Consider the following 18,724-nt stretch of genomic DNA (forward strand, 5'->3'; position numbering starts at 1 on the left):
CGCTACGGTGTTTGTTCCTGCTTCAGTGGAATTTTATCGCGCTCCAACAGATAGTTAAACAGGTAGCCTTCCTCCTGGTTGCTGCCGAAGGTGGCGATTTGCAGATGGTCATCGTCAACGCAGGTAAGCAGTATTTTCACCTGCTGACCGAAGCTGCTCTCACCTTTGCCAATGGCTTGCCTATCGCTCATCTGACGGGCAGTGAAGTCGGAATCATCCAGCTTGTTACCGTAGCGGAATGCAATGGAAGCACCGCCCTCAATCTTGCCACGTTGGTTGGTCATCGTCAGGCTGACGGCGTGGTAGGGTGCTTTCTGGTCATACATTTCCCGAAAATAATCCCCCAGATCGCGGTACTCCTCGGCGGAAAGTCCTGACATAACATATGTATAGCTGAACGAACCGTGGAAGCAGGACGTACTTTTCACCGGAGTAATCGGGGAAGGTAAAGCGTGCTGCGCGATGTCATTTAGGTAGCGCAGCCGATTTAACTGCTGCTGATAACGCTGTCGCAGGCAGTCCTCGTCTTTGCACTGATCGCGCGTGGTAAGCCAGCTGCGCTGAAACTGGTTGAGTGTTTTCTCCCACGGCGCGCTGTTGCCATACGCCGTCAGGAATGCGCGGGATGTCTTCCATGCCTGCGCCAGTTCTTCATCTAGCTGCCCGAGCAACGGGCTGGCGCAAATCAGCTTTTCCTGCACAGAGGCGGCTTTTTCACAGGGAAAAGTGGCGGCTTGCGCAGAGTGGCTGAGGGAGGCGAGCGCCACCCCAGCTGCGATGATGGCAGTGAAGGCTATCTTCATGGTGTGTCCTGTAATATGTCCCAAAAGGCGGCAATCAGCGGTTCGCTAAGCCGTTTTTTCTGTACGCAGACCCCCAGTTCAAGCGGCTCCATCACCTGTTCGACAAAGACAGAGACGCGGTTGCGTACTGGCTCCGGGCTGTTCTCTAGCACGACGTTGGGAATCAACGCGATGCCACATCCCAGCGCGACCATCGATACCATCGCTTCATGCCCGGAGATGGTGGCATAAATCTGTGGGCTGGTGATGTGGTTGCGTCGGAACCACTGATCGATGCGCTTACGCACCGGGCCGTGTTCTGGCAAGATGAACGGAATCTGCGACCAGTCCGGTTCGGATTGGCGCACCAGCGACTGAACAGGGCAGGGAAGTGCTGGGATAATCAACGCCAGAGGCAGTTTATCAAGCGGGATGAAGTCAACGCTTGTAGGCAGCGCTTCCGGGCGTCCTGCAATCCCCAAATCCCCATCATTTGACTGAATTTTCTCAACGGCATCGGCGGCATCGCCGGTGGTCAGTTTAATTTCAACCAGCGGGTGCAGCGCCCGAAAGCGATCCAGAATCGGCGGTAGATGGCTGTAGGCGGCGGTGACGGAACAGAAGATCCGCAGTTCTCCGCTTAGTGACGGCCCGTGCTGGTCTATCGTGTGGCGTAGCTGCTGGTATTGCAGCAGCGTTTGCTGAGCGAACAGCTTCAGGTGCTCTCCGGCATCAGTGAGCTGCACAGTACGGTTATCGCGCAGGAACAGCGTTTGCCCTAAATCCTCTTCCAGTCGCTGAATTTGCCGCGACAGCGTGGACGGGCTGATATGCATCGCCTTGGCGGTACGGCCAAAGTGTCGGCTTTCTGCCAGATGCAGGAATAATTTGAGATCACGTAAATCCATGCGATGCAGGCCCCGTTTTTTATCTTGCAGCCGTTTTTTATCTTGCAGATAGTGCAATATGACGTTGCTAATATATCAATTTAAGCAACGCAATTCCTGTCATATGATGGGGTCATAGTGAATTCCCATCTCGCGGGAATCCTTTTCTGAATAACAGACAAACAAAACCGTATACGGAGCACGACATGGCTAACTATTTCAACACATTAAACCTGCGTCAGCAGCTGGATCAATTGGGCAAGTGCCGCTTTATGGGGCGTGATGAATTTGCCGATGAGGCGAGCTACCTGAAAGGGAAAAAAGTGGTGATCGTCGGTTGTGGTGCTCAGGGGCTGAATCAGGGTCTGAACATGCGCGATTCTGGTCTGGATATCGCTTATGCCCTGCGTGCTGAAGCCATTGCAGAAAAACGTGCATCATGGCGTAAAGCGACCGAAAACGGCTTCACCGTGGGCACTTACGAAGATCTGATCCCGCAGGCTGATCTGATCGTTAACCTGACGCCGGACAAACAGCACTCCGCAGTGGTTCAGGCGGTACAACCGCTGATGAAACAGGGCGCAGCGCTGGGTTACTCCCACGGTTTCAACATCGTTGAAGTAGGCGAGCAAATCCGTAAAGACATCACCGTCGTGATGGTGGCACCGAAGTGCCCAGGTACGGAAGTGCGTGAAGAATACAAACGTGGTTTCGGCGTACCGACGCTGATCGCCGTTCACCCTGAAAACGATCCAAAAGGCGAAGGCATGGCAATCGCCAAAGCCTGGGCTGCGGCCACTGGCGGTCACCGTGCTGGCGTTCTGCAATCCTCTTTCGTTGCAGAAGTGAAATCTGACCTGATGGGTGAGCAGACTATCCTGTGTGGTATGTTGCAGGCTGGTTCTCTGCTGGGCTTCGACAAACTGGTTTCTGAAGGTACCGATCCTGCGTATGCAGAAAAACTGATTCAGTTCGGCTGGGAAACCATTACCGAAGCCCTGAAACAGGGTGGCATTACGCTGATGATGGATCGCCTGTCTAACCCGGCGAAACTGCGCGCTTACGCACTGTCTGAGCAGTTGAAAGGCATCATGGCTCCGCTGTTCCAGAAACACATGGACGACATCATCTCTGGCGAATTCTCCGGCGGCATGATGGCTGACTGGGCGAACGATGACGTGAAACTGCTGACTTGGCGTGAAGAGACCGGCAAAACCGCGTTCGAAAACGCACCGCAGTTCGACGGTAAAATCGCTGAGCAGGAATACTTTGATAATGGCGTGCTGATGGTTGCGATGGTCAAAGCGGGCGTTGAGCTGGCGTTTGAAACCATGGTGAGCTCAGGCATTATCGAAGAATCGGCTTATTACGAATCACTGCATGAGCTGCCGCTGATCGCCAACACCATTGCGCGTAAACGTCTGTATGAAATGAACGTGGTTATCTCTGATACCGCAGAATACGGTAACTACCTGTTTGCTAACGCTGCTGTTCCGTTGCTGAAAGAGGCGTTCATGGCATCTCTGCAACCGGGCGATCTGGGCAAAGCGGTTGCTGGCACTGAAGTGGACAACGCGCAACTGCGTGATGTTAACGAAGCCATCCGTAACCATCCGATCGAAACCGTAGGCCACACGCTGCGCGGTTACATGAAAGACATGAAGCGTATCGCTGTCGCAGGTTAATGTTCGATTTTACGTTTACCGAAACACGATGATTTCTATGCTGCTCCCTTGGGAGCAGCATTTTTTTACTCGTAGTTATCCCTTAGTCTGCGTTATCTACGCTGCATATCGGCTGTGCTTTAGCGTGAGGAAAGTGCCAGCGCAGTGGTTAATTCAGATTTTGTCATCCGTACACAGTAAGACGGCATATTCCTTTCAAAACGCCATCCCTCAGACAATTTTCCAGCATCGACGACATCAAATCCAAATGCGTCATAGAGTTTGGCCACAATGGCTTTTTCCTGCTCATCATCACCCGCAATCGGTAATGCCCGACGATTGGCAGAACCCGCAGGCAAACCATCACTTTCAAGCTGCGTCATGGGGATGGCATTGAACGCTTTGGTAATCTTTGCGCTCGGTAAATAACCGGCCAGTAGTTCGCTGGTGGTAGTGCTGCGCGTATCAAGTGCGGTTACCTCGCCATCTCGCTCGGTATAGTAGTTGACGGCATCGATGACGGATTTGCCCTGTAAAGCTTTCTCTGGGAGCTTATCGATAGCGGTAAAGGGAACGGCGATAACAATAATGTCGCCAAATAGCGCTGCCTGAGTGCCGGTTCCGATATCGCAGCCGATCATGGGACGGAGACTGAAAAGCGACTGGGGATCGCGTGAGTTGCTGAGCATGACTTGATGACCGTTCTGAAGCGCTAATTTCGCTATCGCTCGCCCAACAAAGCCTGCACCAATAATGCCAATTTTCATCTTTTTCTCCTTAATGCTTTTGAGAAGAAAATCTTAATTGCCTACAATTTGAAGATAAATCGTGATTTTAAGAGAAAACAAACAACAAATATGAGCGAATCATGGATCGACTAACCAGTATGAACATCTTTGTCAAAGCGTCGGAGTTGGGGTCTTTTGCCGCCGCCGCAGAGGGGCTGGGCATCTCACCACAGATGGTGGCGAAGCAAGTGGCATGGCTCGAAGCGAGGCTCGGCGTTCGGTTACTGAACCGCACCACGCGTAAACAGAGCCTGACGGATATTGGTCTGCGCTATTACGAGCGCTGCAAGGTTGTGCTTGCCGAAGCGGAGGACGCCGATGCGATTGCCCGTGAAATGCAGGTGACACCTTCCGGTATTATTCAGGTGAATGCACCGGTTACCTGGGGATCGCATTTGCTCGCGCCGTTTATCACAGGCTATCTCGCACGTTACCCCGACACGCAAATTGCGCTGACGCTGAATGATCGGATTGTCGATCCTATTGAGGAGGGGTTTGAAGTCATCATTCGCATCGGTGAATTGGCGGATAGTTCAATGGTGGCCTGGCCGCTTCAACCTTACTCGTTGATCGCTTGCGCATCACCTGACTATCTGGCTCGTGCAGGCTCACCGGATACTCCATCGAGCCTTGCACGCCATGCCTGTCTTATTTATGGCGCCCGCGCTGTCGCGACGTCTTGTCGGTGGGTATTTCAGAAGGACGGGAAGCCTGAAGAAGTTAGGCCGGAAGGTAGGCTTTTTGCTAATGATTGGAATGCACTGTTGCATGCTGCGATAGCGGGATATGGCATCACGCTTGGGCCAGAAGCTGTGTTACGCAAGGAAATTGATCGCGGACGACTGGTTCAGGTGCTCTCTGACTATAATGGGCCTGCCCGCCCGGTTCATGTCATGGTGCCGATGGGACGGCGATCGGCGGTTAAAATTAAAACCTTTGTTGATGCCGTCAGAGCAAATTTCGGATAAAAATGAGCCCGTGGCACAGTGACTGTGCCACGGGTGTTATGACTAAACGGACTGGTACTCTGCTTCTGCTTGATTGAAGCGATCGGTAATTGCTTTTGATGGTGCTTTACCCAGCAGGCTGACGATAAAAATGGTCAGGCTGTTGAAGATGAATCCAGGGATGATTTCATACAGGCCCAGCCAGGCGTACTGTTTCCAGACCAGCACGGTTGCTGCCCCCACGATCATACCGAGCAGAGCGCCGTTACGCGTCATACGTGGCCACAGCAGAGAAATCAGAATCACCGGTCCGAAGGCGGCACCGAACCCTGCCCAGGCATAGCTCACCAGACCCAGTACACGGTTTTCAGGGTTCAGCGACAGCGCGATAGCAATGATAGCGACTAATAGCACCATCGCGCGTCCCACCCATACCAACTCTTTCTGACTGGCATTTTTGCGCAGGAATGGCTTGTATAAATCTTCGGTGATGGCACTGGAGCACACCAGCAACTGGCAGCTCAGCGTACTCATGACTGCAGCTAAAATCGCCGATAGCAGAACGCCAGCAATCCACGGGTTGAACAGCAGCATGGATAACTCGATAAAGACGCGCTCGCTATTCTGCGCCACGTTGCCCGCCTGGTCAGGGTTATTGCTGAAGTAGGCGATGCCGAAAAAGCCCACCGTCACCGCACCGGCCAAACAAAGAATCATCCAGGTCATACTGATGCGGCGCGCGCTGTGGATCGTGTGGTGTGAATCCGCAGCCATAAAACGCGCCAGAATATGCGGCTGGCCGAAATAGCCCAAGCCCCAGCCCATCAGTGAGATAATGGCGACAAAATTCAGCCCTTTAAACATATCCAGATTGGCCGGATTTTTCGCTTCAATCACCATGAGTGAGGTGTCTATTCCTCCCAGCGATAAAATGACCATCACAGGCGTCAGGATCAGGGCGAAAATCATCAGGCTGGCCTGAACGGTGTCCGTCCAGCTTACAGCCAGAAAGCCGCCGATAAAGGTATAGGCTATAGTCGCTGCGGCCCCTGCCCATAATGCGGTGCCGTAGCTCATTCCAAAGGTGCTTTCAAACAGACGAGCCCCCGCGACGACGCCGGATGCACAATAGATGGTGAAGAAAACCAGGATGACTAACGCGGAGATCACACGCAGTAATTTGCTGTTATCTTCAAAGCGGTGGGTGAAATAGTCAGGCAGGGTGAGTGCATTGTGGTTTATTTCGGTGTGTACGCGCAGGCGTCCAGCGACCCATTTCCAATTCAGGTAGGCACCTAGCGTCAGACCAATCGCGATCCAGCTTTCAGAAATACCAGAAATGAAAATGGCACCCGGTAGCCCCATCAGCAGCCAGCCGCTCATATCGGAAGCACCCGCCGACAGTGCGGTCACTACGCTACCCATCCGACGCCCGCCCAGAATGTAATCGCCAAAGTTATTGGTGGCGCGGTAGGCAAACAGGCCGATGAGGACCATCCCGAAAATGTACACCAAAAACGTCACCAGCATGGGTGTGCTTATTGTCATTTAACTCTCCACATTCTTTTTCGTGCCGCTGTCGCAGCGACGCTGTGTTTTATCGTAATCACTCAGGCCGGAACGAGGTCTGAAGGTGATGATGGGCAGCAACCGTTCCATTTGTTAACAAGGTTGCACAAAGTTGCAACATGGTTGATATTGACGTTATCCCGATGTGCATCTTCTCATTACAGGAGTGGACTTTATGGGCTCTACCACGATGGGTGTAAAACTCGATGAGGAAACGCGCGAGCGTATCAAGATCGCTGCACAGCGTATTGATCGCACACCGCACTGGCTGATCAAACAGGCTATTTTCCATTACCTCGAACGCCTCGAAAGTGGCCTCGACACTCCTGAAACACCGCAATCGGCGAATATCAGCCGCACTGAAGCGGAAGAGATTATGCCGCAATCTCGGCAAGAAGAAACCTACCAACCCTTTCTGGATTTCGCCGAACAGGTTCTTCCCCAGTCAGTGACTCGCGCCGCGATTACTTCTGCTTATCGCCGTCCCGAAAGTGAACTGGTACCTATCTTGCTTGAACAAGCAAGACTTACCGATGAAATGTCGCAGTTAACGCAGAAACTGGCTTATCGACTGGCAGAGAAATTACGCAGTCAGAAAGCCGGAAGTGGACGTGCGGGGATTGTGCAAGGGTTACTACAGGAATTCTCCCTTTCTTCTCAGGAAGGGGTGGCGCTGATGTGTTTAGCCGAAGCGCTGCTGCGTATTCCTGATAAATCTACGCGCGATGCGCTAATCCGCGACAAGATCAGCAGAGGGAACTGGCAGGCACATCTTGGCCACAGCCCATCGCTTTTCGTGAACGCTGCAACCTGGGGTCTACTGTTTACCGGAAAGTTGGTGGCGACACACAATGAAGCGAATCTGTCTAATTCTCTTAACCGCATCATCGGTAAACGCGGTGAGCCGCTCGTCCGCAAAGGTGTCGATATGGCTATGCGGCTGATGGGGGAGCAGTTTGTCACCGGGGAAACGATCGGTGAGGCGCTGGCTAACGCCCGTGAACGGGAAAATAAAGGCTTCCGCTACTCTTACGATATGTTAGGCGAGGCGGCGCTGACGGCGCACGATGCTGCTGCTTATCTGACGGCCTATCAACAGGCGATTCATGCTATCGGCAAAGCCTCAAACGGGCGTGGAATTTATGAAGGGCCGGGCATCTCCATCAAGCTATCGGCGCTACATCCGCGCTATAGCCGTGCGCAGTATGATCGTGTGATCGATGAGTTGTACCCACGGCTGTTATCACTGACGCTGTTGGCGCGGCAGTACGATATCGGGATCAATATTGACGCAGAGGAAGCCGATCGACTGGAGATCTCACTCGATCTGCTAGAAAAGCTCTGTATGGAGCCGCAGCTGGCGGGGTGGAACGGTATCGGGTTTGTGATTCAGGCTTACCAGAAGCGTTGCCCGTATGTGATCGATGTACTGATTGAGATGGCGCAGCGCAGCCGTCGGCGGTTGATGATTCGTCTGGTGAAAGGCGCGTACTGGGACAGTGAAATCAAACGGGCGCAGGTTGACGGGTTGGAGGGTTATCCGGTCTACACGCGTAAGGTCTATACCGATGTGTCTTATCTGGCCTGCGCCCGCAAGCTGCTGGCCGTACCCAATCTGATTTACCCGCAGTTTGCCACGCACAATGCGCAGACGTTAAGTGCGATCTACCACATGGCGGGCAACAATTATTACCCCGGTCAGTATGAGTTCCAATGCCTGCACGGCATGGGGGAACCGCTCTATGATCAGGTTGTTGGGGCTGTTGCGGACGGCAAACTGAACCGTCCGTGCCGTATCTACGCTCCGGTCGGAACCCATGAAACGCTACTGGCTTATCTGGTGCGACGCCTGTTGGAAAATGGCGCGAATACCTCATTTGTTAATCGCATTGCGGATACGTCAATGGCACTGGAAACACTCATTGCCGATCCGATTCGCGGCGTAGAGGCGTTGGCAAAAGTGGAATGGAGCATGGGCGTACCGCATCCCCGTATTCCTCTGCCGCGTCAGCTATATGGCCAGGAGCGGAAAAATTCGAGCGGGCTGGATCTCTCTAATGAACATCGGTTGGCTTCGCTCTCCAGCGCGTTGCTGAGTCATGCGGTGCAGCCGTGGTATGCCGAGCCGATGATTGAGGGGGAGTGTGAGGCGAGTGAACAAAAGCCCGTGGTGAATCCCGCCGATGTTCACGATGTGGTGGGCTATGTACGTGATGCCTCCACCGCGGATGTTGAATTGGCGCTAGCGGCGGCGGCACGTGCCGGTACCATCTGGTTTGCGACGCCGCCCACAGAGCGTGCGGCAATATTGAATCGAGCCGCATCACTGATGGAAGGGCAGTTGCAAAGTCTGCTGGGGTTGCTGGTGCGGGAAGCCGGTAAATCCTTCAGTAACGCGATTGCGGAAGTGCGCGAAGCGGTAGATTTCTTACGCTATTACGCGAGTCAGGTTCGGGAAACCTTCGCCAGCGATACTTATCGTCCGCTGGGGCCTGTCGTCTGTATTAGTCCGTGGAATTTCCCGCTGGCGATCTTTACCGGGCAAATCTCTGCCGCACTGGCGGCAGGAAACAGCGTATTGGCGAAACCCGCTGAGCAAACGCCGCTGATTGCGGCACAGGCCGTGCGTATTTTGCATGAAGCGGGTGTTCCCATCGGTGTATTGCAACTGTTGCCGGGATTGGGGGAAACGATCGGCACGGCGTTGGTGAACGATGAACGGGTACGCGGCGTGGTGTTTACCGGTTCGACTGCCGTGGCCAAAATCCTGCAACGCAGCATTGCTGGTCGGCTAGATCCACAGGGACGTTTGACGCCACTGATAGCTGAAACGGGTGGCCTGAATGCCATGATTGTCGACTCGTCCGCGCTGACGGAACAGGTGGTGAATGACGTGATGGCCTCAGCGTTCGACAGTGCTGGGCAGCGTTGTTCGGCACTGCGTCTTTTGTGCCTGCAAGAGGACATTGCGGATCGCACGCTGACTATGCTGCGTGGCGCGATGGCGGAGTGTCGAATGGGGAATCCTGAGCGACTATCGACCGACATCGGCCCGCTGATTGATGCCGAGGCGAAAGAGAATGTAGAGCAGCATATTCAGACGATGCGGGCGAAAGGTCATACGGTGTATCAGGCTGCGTACCCGCATGATGAGGCGGCGTGCTATCGGGGAACGTTTGTGAAGCCGACGCTGATTGAGCTGACTGACATTGGTGAGCTGGAAAAAGAAGTTTTTGGTCCAGTTTTACACATCGTTCGCTATCAAAGCCAGCAGTTGGATACGTTAATTGAACAGATAAATGCGGCGGGCTATGGTCTGACGCTGGGTGTGCATACGCGCATTGATGAGACTATCCAGCGCGTGACGAGCCGGGCGAAGGTGGGCAACCAGTACGTGAACCGCAATATGGTGGGGGCCGTTGTCGGCGTTCAGCCTTTTGGCGGGGAAGGCTTATCGGGAACCGGGCCAAAAGCTGGCGGGCCGCTTTACCTGTATCGTTTGCTGGCACACCGGCAGGACGACGCGATCGCGGTAGAATTTGCCAGGAATAGCCGTGAGCAGGCACCGGATACCTCTGCCCGAACATTGCTGTTGGCGGGGTTACAAGCGTTGGAAGATTGGGCGATTGCTGGCGAACGTCATGAGCTGGCGGCACAGTGCCTGCGTTACAGAGAACATAGCGTCAGCGGAACAACGCGACGGTTGCCCGGCCCGACAGGGGAGAGTAATACCTACACGCTGCTGCCGCGCGAGCGGATATTGTGTCTGGCGGACAATGATGAGGATCGCCTGATTCAGGCCGCTGCGGTGCTGGCAACGGGTGGGAAACTGCTGTGGCCGGAAAGCGAGCATGAGAAAACGCTCTATGCCCGTTTGCCTGAGGGGGTTCAGTCGCGCATTCAATTCACGCATGACTGGCAACAGCATGATGAGATGTCTTTTCATGGTGCCATCTACCATGGGGATGCTGATCGATTACGTCAGGTCAGCGAGGCGCTTGCAGAACGCGATGGCCCGATTATTCTGCTGCTGGGCTATACGCATGGCGATACCGATGTTCAACTGGAACGTCTGCTGATTGAACGTTCTTTAAGTATCAATACCGCTGCTGCGGGCGGTAATGCGAGCCTGATGACGATAGGCTAAGGTGTTCAATAGAAAAAGTGCGCCGAACCGGAAGGTGGGCGCGCTTTTTATGTTTGGAGCGGTTGGGGGATGACTTAGTTGCGGTATAGCACCTTGATTACATGGTAACCAAACTGGGTTTTCACCGGACCAAACGGTTTCAGCAATTCACAGGAAAACACCGCTTTATCGAAAGCAGGTACCATGTCGCCTTTACGAAACTCACCTAAATCGCCGCCGTTGCGTTTTGAAGGACAGGTTGAATGTTTCTGCGCCAGTTTTTGGAAATCGGCACCTTTCTCCAGTTGAGCAAGAATGTCGTTAGCCTGCTGTTCGGTGTCCACCAGAATGTGCAGGGCTGCTGCGGTATTTGCCATGTTGTTACCTTTTTGCAAAAGTGATTCCTGCGCGCAATGTAACATTTGCAACGCAAGATGTAGACAGTGACGTGCTTTCCTTAATAACAAATCCTCGGTCAAGATCGGTATCGCTTTCTGCTACAATCGCCTTCCGTTTTATGAGTGAGCAAGATCGTTATGCGCTTAAACCCCAGCCAACAACATGCTGTCGAATTCGTCACCGGACCTTGTCTGGTACTGGCGGGCGCAGGCTCAGGCAAGACCCGCGTTATCACCAATAAAATTGCGCACCTTATCCGTCAGTGTGGCTATCAGGCTCGGCACATTGCTGCTGTGACCTTTACCAACAAAGCGGCACGTGAAATGAAAGAACGTGTTGCGCAAACGCTGGGGCGTAAAGAAACACGCGGGCTGATGATTGCGACCTTCCATACGCTGGGACTGGAAATCATCAAGCGTGAATACGCTGCGCTGGGCATGAAATCTAATTTCTCCCTGTTTGACGATCAGGATCAGATGGCACTGCTGAAAGAGCTCACGGAGCAGTGGCTGGAAAATGATAAAGTTCTGCTGCAACAGCTGATCTCAACGATCTCAAACTGGAAAAACGATCTGATCGATCCTGCGGGTGCGGCGGCGACGGCTCGGTCTGAACGCGACAAGCTGTTTGTACATTGCTACTCGCTTTATCACGAGCATCTGCGTGCCTGTAACGTGCTGGATTTCGACGATCTGATTCTGCTTCCTACGCTATTGCTGAAGCGGAATGCCGAGGTGCGTGAACGCTGGCAGAACCGCTTGCGCTACCTGCTGGTGGATGAATATCAGGACACCAACACCAGCCAATATGAGCTGGTTAAGCTGCTGGTCGGCACCCGCGCACGTTTTACCGTCGTTGGAGATGACGATCAGTCTATTTACTCCTGGCGCGGCGCACGACCACAGAACCTGGTGCTGCTACAGCAGGATTTTCCCGCACTTGACGTGATCAAACTGGAACAAAACTACCGCTCATCGGGGCGTATCCTGAAAGCGGCCAATATTCTTATTGCCAATAACCCGCACGTTTTTGAAAAGCGACTGTTCTCGGAGCTGGGTTACGGTGATGAACTTAAAGTGATTACTGCCAACAGCGAAGATCACGAGGCGGAGCGGGTTGTTGGTGAGCTGATTGCCCATCACTTTATTAAAAAGACGCAGTACGGTGACTATGCCATTTTGTATCGTGGTAACCACCAGTCGCGTCTGTTTGAAAAGATGCTGATGCAGAACCGTATTCCGTATCGTATCTCCGGTGGCACGTCCTTTTTCTCACGGCCTGAAATCAAAGATTTGCTGGCTTACCTGCGTGTATTGACTAACCCGGACGATGACAGCGCGTTCTTACGTATTGTGAATACGCCCAAGCGTGAGATTGGCCCTGCGACGATGAAGAAGTTGGGCGAGTGGGCAGGGCAACGTAATAAAGGCCTGTTCAGCGCGAGTTTTGATCTCGGGCTCAGCCAGTCACTGACCGGCCGTGGGTTGGAATCACTGCAACGGTTTACCCAGTGGTTGGCGGAGATTGCCCGCCTGGCAGAGCGTGAACCGGTGGCTGCCGTGCGCGACCTGATACATGGGTTGGACTACGAAAGCTGGCTCTATGAAACCTCGCCAAGCCCAAAAGCCGCAGAAATGCGGATGAAGAACGTCAATCAGCTATTTAGCTGGATGACGGAAATGCTGGAAGGCTCCGAACTGGATGAACCCATGACGCTGACGCAGGTGGTGACGCGCTTCACGCTGCGGGACATGATGGAGCGTGGTGAAAGTGAAGAGGAACTGGATCAGGTACAGCTGATGACGCTCCATGCATCCAAAGGCCTGGAGTTCCCATACGTCTTTTTGGTTGGGATGGAAGAAGGCCTGTTGCCACACCAGAGCAGTATTGATGAAGATAACGTCGACGAAGAACGTCGTCTGGCATACGTGGGGATTACGCGTGCCCAACGCGAGCTGTTTTTCACGTTGTGCAAAGAACGCCGCCAGTATGGCGAACTGGTACGCCCAGAACCGAGTCGCTTCCTGCTTGAACTACCGCAGGATGATGTCGTGTGGGAAACGGAAAGAAAGGTCGTTAGCGCACAAGAGCGTATGCAGAAAGGTCAGACTAACGTTGCTAATATTCGAGCGATGTTAGCGAAAGCCAAAGGGGAATAACCATCCCCGTCATACTTTAAGCTGCATGTGCGTTGGCAATATTCGGCTCATCTCTGAGCCTCGCCCGAAGGGCCGCCGCAAGCGGTGTTCAAAACGTTAAATTTTTGTCCTGCATAGGGGATGTTAAGCTGGGGTTTCTTCCAGCATTAGTGGCCAGTGTACGTAGCTTTGCCAGCGGCTTTCCTGTTCCAGCATTTCTGCTCGTAACGGGTGTTGAGCCAACCAACCAGCAGGCAGAATCAAACGCAGCGCTTCACCTTCTACACGTAACCGTACTGCCGGCAATGTGTCATCGCGGCGACGGCTGGCAAAAATAATCGCCAGACGCAACAGGCGGCACAGGCGCTGTGCCTGACTCACCGGTAGCGCATTCTGCTGACTGAGCGGCATGAGGTCGACGGGGTTAATCTGATTTTGCAGGAGTGTGGCTAACAGTTTCTTCTGGGCTGGCGTAAAGCCGGGGAGATCGCTATGGCGAATCAAATAGGCTGCATGCTGGGGTGACTGGCGAAAATCAATGCTCAAACCGATTTCGTGCACCAGACAGGCGCTGCGCAGTAACTCGCGACATCGGCTATCTAACTGCCAGTCACGGGCAACCTGTTGCAGAAAGTTGTCCGCCAGTGTGCTGACGCGTTTAGCCTGTTCGGTATCCAGCAGATAACGGCGTTGCAGAGTTGCTAACGTGCGGTGGCGGATATCCTGATCGACAGGCAGATGTAGCATGCCATAAACCAGTCCCTCACGCAGTGCGCCTCCGGCCAGCGTCATCGTTTTGATGTCGAGTTCCTGGAAGATTGCCAACAGAATGGCGAGCCCGCTGGGGAAGACCAGTGCGCGTTCCAGCGTCAGACCATCAATTTCCAACTCTTCCAACTTATCGCACTGAATAGCATGCTCTTTAAGCTGTCTGAGCTTCGGCAGAGTAATGTATTCATCCATGCCCTGCGCGACCATGATTTCCTGTAGCGCTTGTACCGTGCCGGAAGCGCCGACGCAGATTTGCCAACCCTGTTCTCGCAGAGAGGCCGCGACGGGGCGCAGCATTTCACGCGCTGCGTTTTCAGCGCGTTCAAAGTTGCCCGCTTCCAGATTGCGATCGCTGAAATAGCGATCCAACCACGTTACACATCCCATTGGGAGGCTGATCAACTGGGTGGTTTTTGCGCCGATCCCCGTTGCCAGTTCGGTACTGCCGCCGCCGATATCCACGACCAGGCGTGCATCTGGGCCACCCGTGGTATGCGCCACACCTTGGTAAATCAAGCGTGCTTCTTCTTCACCGCTGATAACCTGAATCGGCAAGCCCAGAATTTCCTGAGCCCGTTGCAGAAATTCGTCAGCGTTCGTTGCCAGCCGTAGGGTTGCGGTCGCGACGACGCGCACCTGATCCTGCGGGATGTCCTGCAACCGTTCGGAGAACAATTGCAGGCACTGCCAGCCACGTTGCATCGCTTCCTGCGAGAGCCGATTCTGCTTATCCAACCCTGCTGCAAGGCGGACTTTACGCTTTATTTTCGCCAGCGTCTGAATGCTACCTGCGGTTTCCCGGGTGACCAGCATATGGAAGCTGTTCGAGCCGAGGTCGATGGCAGCGTAAAGTGAAGAAGAGCTCAGCATCAACGGTTAGTCCGCTCGTTTACGGTTATTACGGGGCGCTCCACTGCGGCGTGGCGCACTGTGTCGGCGCGGGCCATTATTGGAACGCGGTGGACGCGTTAAACGCTTCGGCGCGGGTAAATCATTCATCAGCGCGTCGCTGTTATATTTGCTGACCGGGATGCCGTGACCGATATAGGTTTCGATAGCCGGGAGATTCAGCGCGTACTCTTCACAGGCGAGACTAATAGAAAATCCGCTTTGTCCCGCACGGCCTGTACGGCCAATACGGTGAACATAGTCTTCGCAGTCATCCGGCAGGTCGTAGTTGAACACGTGGGTTACAGAAGGAATGTGCAAACCGCGCGCTGCAACGTCTGTTGCCACCAGAATGTCCAGATTACCCTGGGTAAATTCTTCCAGAATACGCAGACGTTTTTTCTGCGCGACGTCGCCTGTCAGCAGGCCAACGCGATGGCCGTCAGCAGCTAGATGACCCCAGATGTCTTCACAGCGATGTTTGGTGTTTGCGAAGATAATGCAGCGATCTGGCCACTCTTCTTCCAGCAGTGTCTGGAGCAGGCGCATTTTCTCTTCGTTGGACGGATAAAACAGTTCTTCTTTAATGCGATGGCCAGTTTTCTGTTCCGGTTCAACTTCTACATACTCTGCGTTATTCATCTGTTCAAACGCGAGTTCACGCACTCTGTAGGAGAGCGTGGCAGAAAAGAGCATGTTCAGGCGCTGTGCCGCTGGTGGCATGCGGCGGAACAGCCAGCGGATATCTTTGATGAAGCCAAGATCGTACATGCGATCCGCTTCATCTAGCACGACAACTTGAATCGCACCCAGATTGATATGGTTTTGTTTGGCGTAATCAATCAAACGACCAGTGGTTCCGATCAGAATATCAACGCCGTTTTCCAGCACTTTAAGCTGCTTATCGTAGCCGTCTCCACCATAGGCTAAACCCAGTTTTAACCCGGTCAGGTGAGACAGCGCTTCTGCGTCTGAGTGAATTTGGACAGCCAGTTCACGAGTTGGCGCCATAATTAAGGCACGTGGCTGATTGGTCTGACGCTCTGCGTTTGCAGGGTGTGAAAGCAAATAATGGAAAGTAGACGCGAGAAAAGCCAGCGTCTTGCCGGTACCGGTTTGCGCCTGACCCGCAACATCACGCCCTGACAAAGCTAATGGCAGAGCTAACGCCTGAATAGGCGTACAGTTATGAAACCCTTTACTTTCAAGGGCTTCGATAACCTGCGGGTGCAGGGCGAAGTCGGAAAACTTCTGTTCAGTTAAGTGTGTTTTGCTCATAGTGTGGTAGAATATCAGCTAACGATTGCTTTACGAAAGCGTATCCGGTGAAATAAAGTCAACCTGTTGTTGGTTAATGCTACACCAACAAGGTAGAAATAATCCTGCGGAGTAAAATATGAGCGATAAAATAATTCACCTGACTGATGACAGCTTTGGCACGAAAGTATTGCAGGCTGAGGGCGCTACCCTGGTTGATTTCTGGGCTGAGTGGTGTGGTCCTTGCAAAATGATCGCTCCTATTCTGGATGAAATCGCCGAAGAGTTTGAAGGTAAACTGACGGTTACCAAGCTGAACATTGATGAAAACCCAGCTACCGCACCAAAATATGGTATCCGTGGCATTCCTACTCTGCTGCTGTTTAAAAATGGCGAAGTCGCTGCGACAAAAGTCGGCGCACTGTCCAAAGGGCAACTGAAAGAGTTCCTGACGGCGAATCTGTAATTAGCTTGATACCCTTCAAAAGGGTATTGCCGGCGGGCACAATCGGGCAATATGCAATTCTCATATTGACTGCTTGCTGCTCGTCGGGAAGCGTGTTAGATTCTTCAGCACTGCATATCGTACTTGCCTATGTTTAAGCCCTTAGGCTTGAGCCTGAAAGTTAGAGTCTAAAGCATTATTCTGTGTCTAAATCGAAAAGTCGTTGCTTTACAAAATGATTGTTTTGCAAAGTGGTTGTTTTACAACACATTTGTGATCCGATTTGGGCAGTCTACTAGTTTTACAATAATTGGTTTTATGTGTCTTCGATCTCCTGCCGTTGATTTATGCGGATATCGTTTATGCGGATGTTGTTTTGCGCGGATTTAATGCGCTTCAGGTGTGAAACCAGACAGGAATCCGGTGGTCGAAGGCTGTTATAGAGGCACGGATGATCCTGCCATACCATTCACGTTAATAGTTCGAGATTTACCCCGAGTTAAAGAACCCACCACTATGAATCTTACCGAATTAAAGAATACGCCAGTTTCTGAGTTAATTACTCTTGGCGAAAATATGGGGCTGGAAAACCAAGCCCGCATGCGTAAACAGGATATTATCTTCGCTATTCTGAAGCAGCATGCCAAAAGCGGCGAGGATATTTTCGGCGACGGTGTGCTGGAGATATTGCAAGATGGCTTCGGCTTTCTTCGCTCCGCAGACAGTTCCTACCTCGCAGGCCCCGATGATATCTACGTTTCTCCCAGCCAAATCCGCCGTTTTAACCTTCGCACTGGTGACACCATTTCTGGCAAGATTCGTCCGCCAAAAGAGGGTGAACGCTACTTTGCGCTGCTGAAAGTTAACGAAGTCAACTACGACAAACCTGAAAACGCCCGCAACAAGATCCTGTTCGAAAACTTAACACCGCTGCATGCCAACTCTCGTCTGCGTATGGAACGTGGTAACGGTTCGACAGAAGATCTGACGGCGCGTGTGCTGGATCTGGCTTCGCCGATTGGTCGTGGTCAACGTGGTCTGATTGTTGCGCCGCCAAAAGCGGGTAAAACCATGCTGCTGCAAAACATCGCGCAGAGCATTGCTTACAACCATCCTGACTGTGTGCTGATGGTACTGCTGATTGACGAACGCCCGGAAGAAGTTACCGAGATGCAGCGTCTGGTGAAAGGCGAAGTGGTTGCGTCAACGTTTGACGAACCGGCTTCCCGTCACGTTCAGGTTGCTGAAATGGTGATCGAAAAAGCGAAGCGTCTGGTTGAACATAAGAAAGACGTTATCATCCTGCTGGACTCCATTACCCGTTTGGCGCGTGCTTACAACACCGTTGTTCCGGCCTCGGGCAAAGTGTTGACTGGTGGTGTGGATGCCAACGCCCTGCATCGTCCTAAGCGTTTCTTCGGTGCGGCGCGTAACGTTGAGGAAGGCGGTAGCCTGACAATCATCGCCACCGCGTTGGTTGATACCGGCTCCAAAATGGACGAAGTGATTTACGAAGAATTTAAAGGTACAGGTAACATGGAACTGCACCTGGCTCGTAAAATCGCAGAAAAACGCGTGTTCCCAGCGATTGATTACAACCGTTCTGGTACGCGTAAAGAAGAGCTGCTTACCACCTCTGAAGAATTGCAGAAGATGTGGATCCTACGCAAGATCATCCACCCAATGGGTGAGATTGATGCGATGGAGTTCCTCATCAATAAGTTGGCGATGACGAAAACCAACGATGAATTCTTCGATATGATGAAACGTTCATAAATCCGGGCGTTCATCTATATACCCTAAATCATTCGAGTTGCAGGAACGCGGCAAGTGCACGACAAATCGGTTCCAGACCGATTTGAACACCGCTTGCGGCGGCCCTTCGGGCGAGGCTCAGAGATGAGCCGAGTATTGCTAACGCACATGCGGCTTGAAGTATGATGGGTACATTACGGATAACTCGGGGAACGCCACGCTGGGTCGTGGCGTTTTTTTATCCCCCCAATTGACCAGATGTGAGCGCGTTTTCCGCACGGAAGCCGTGGTTGTCACTTCAATTTGTA

The 18,724-nt window shown here is 52.8% G+C and carries 13 protein-coding genes; 6 read left to right on the forward strand and 7 right to left on the reverse strand.

Features of this window, described 5'->3' with window-relative positions:
- Window positions 1-2: 2 nt before the first annotated feature.
- Both CLR69_RS18800 and ilvY read right to left on the reverse strand, forming a co-directional pair.
- The gene (locus tag CLR69_RS18800) at window positions 3-803 is read right to left on the reverse strand and encodes a lysozyme inhibitor LprI family protein (RefSeq protein ID WP_131534998.1); all 801 of its coding nucleotides are present in this window, start codon (window positions 801-803) and stop codon (window positions 3-5) included.
- A complete protein-coding gene (gene ilvY / locus CLR69_RS18805) occupies window positions 800-1,690 on the reverse strand; it encodes an HTH-type transcriptional activator IlvY (protein ID WP_129708887.1) in 891 nt (296 codons plus the stop codon). The genes CLR69_RS18800 and ilvY overlap by 4 nt, the downstream gene beginning before the upstream one ends.
- 185 nt (window positions 1,691-1,875) lie before the next feature.
- Between ilvY and ilvC the strand changes: the two genes are divergently transcribed.
- Entirely contained in the window at window positions 1,876-3,354 is a 1,479-nt protein-coding gene (gene ilvC, locus CLR69_RS18810) for a ketol-acid reductoisomerase (RefSeq protein WP_129708884.1), read from the forward strand.
- A 119-nt stretch (window positions 3,355-3,473) separates the two neighbouring features.
- On the opposite strand, the gene CLR69_RS18815 is transcribed toward ilvC, so the two are convergent.
- Window positions 3,474-4,100, reverse strand: coding sequence for an NADPH-dependent F420 reductase (locus CLR69_RS18815; protein WP_131534999.1), 627 nt, complete (start codon window positions 4,098-4,100; stop codon window positions 3,474-3,476).
- Window positions 4,101-4,201: 101 nt separating this feature from the next.
- On the opposite strand from CLR69_RS18815, the gene CLR69_RS18820 reads away from it, so the two are divergent.
- On the forward strand, window positions 4,202-5,089 hold the full coding sequence (locus CLR69_RS18820) for a LysR family transcriptional regulator (protein ID WP_129708879.1): 888 nt from the start codon (window positions 4,202-4,204) through the stop codon (window positions 5,087-5,089).
- 42 nt (window positions 5,090-5,131) lie between these two features.
- Here the strand turns inward: CLR69_RS18820 and putP are convergent, their stop codons facing one another.
- Window positions 5,132-6,616: a sodium/proline symporter PutP gene (putP, locus tag CLR69_RS18825; RefSeq protein WP_131535000.1), complete on the reverse strand. Its 1,485-nt coding sequence runs from the start codon at window positions 6,614-6,616 to the stop codon at window positions 5,132-5,134.
- Window positions 6,617-6,812: 196 nt separating this feature from the next.
- Between putP and putA the strand changes: the two genes are divergently transcribed.
- The gene (gene putA / locus CLR69_RS18830; RefSeq protein ID WP_131535001.1) at window positions 6,813-10,784 is read left to right on the forward strand and encodes a trifunctional transcriptional regulator/proline dehydrogenase/L-glutamate gamma-semialdehyde dehydrogenase; all 3,972 of its coding nucleotides are present in this window, start codon (window positions 6,813-6,815) and stop codon (window positions 10,782-10,784) included.
- Window positions 10,785-10,858: 74 nt separating this feature from the next.
- Here the strand turns inward: putA and ppiC are convergent, their stop codons facing one another.
- Complete coding sequence (ppiC, locus tag CLR69_RS18835; protein WP_015842110.1) at window positions 10,859-11,140, reverse strand: peptidylprolyl isomerase PpiC; 282 nt, start codon at window positions 11,138-11,140, stop codon at window positions 10,859-10,861.
- Window positions 11,141-11,299: 159 nt separating this feature from the next.
- Between ppiC and rep the strand changes: the two genes are divergently transcribed.
- Window positions 11,300-13,321: a DNA helicase Rep gene (gene rep / locus CLR69_RS18840; RefSeq protein ID WP_131535002.1), complete on the forward strand. Its 2,022-nt coding sequence runs from the start codon at window positions 11,300-11,302 to the stop codon at window positions 13,319-13,321.
- 123 nt (window positions 13,322-13,444) lie between these two features.
- Here rep and ppx read toward each other — a convergent pair whose 3' ends face one another.
- Both ppx and rhlB read right to left on the reverse strand, forming a co-directional pair.
- The gene (gene ppx, locus CLR69_RS18845; RefSeq protein WP_129708865.1) at window positions 13,445-14,941 is read right to left on the reverse strand and encodes an exopolyphosphatase; all 1,497 of its coding nucleotides are present in this window, start codon (window positions 14,939-14,941) and stop codon (window positions 13,445-13,447) included.
- Between the two features lie 6 nt (window positions 14,942-14,947).
- Entirely contained in the window at window positions 14,948-16,237 is a 1,290-nt protein-coding gene (gene rhlB, locus CLR69_RS18850) for an ATP-dependent RNA helicase RhlB (RefSeq protein WP_129708862.1), read from the reverse strand.
- Window positions 16,238-16,355: 118 nt separating this feature from the next.
- Here rhlB and trxA point away from each other — a divergent pair, with 118 nt between their 5' ends.
- Window positions 16,356-16,682, forward strand: a complete 327-nt coding sequence (trxA, locus tag CLR69_RS18855) for a thioredoxin TrxA (RefSeq protein ID WP_011095683.1) — start codon at window positions 16,356-16,358, stop codon at window positions 16,680-16,682.
- 495 nt (window positions 16,683-17,177) lie between these two features.
- Window positions 17,178-18,437 (forward strand): transcription termination factor Rho, encoded by a 1,260-nt coding sequence (gene rho / locus CLR69_RS18860; RefSeq protein WP_010283881.1) that lies wholly within the window; start codon window positions 17,178-17,180, stop codon window positions 18,435-18,437.
- Window positions 18,438-18,724 lie beyond the last annotated feature (287 nt).

The sequence above is a fragment of the Pectobacterium zantedeschiae genome (genome assembly GCF_004137795.1).
In the GTDB taxonomy this organism is placed as follows: domain Bacteria; phylum Pseudomonadota; class Gammaproteobacteria; order Enterobacterales; family Enterobacteriaceae; genus Pectobacterium; species Pectobacterium zantedeschiae.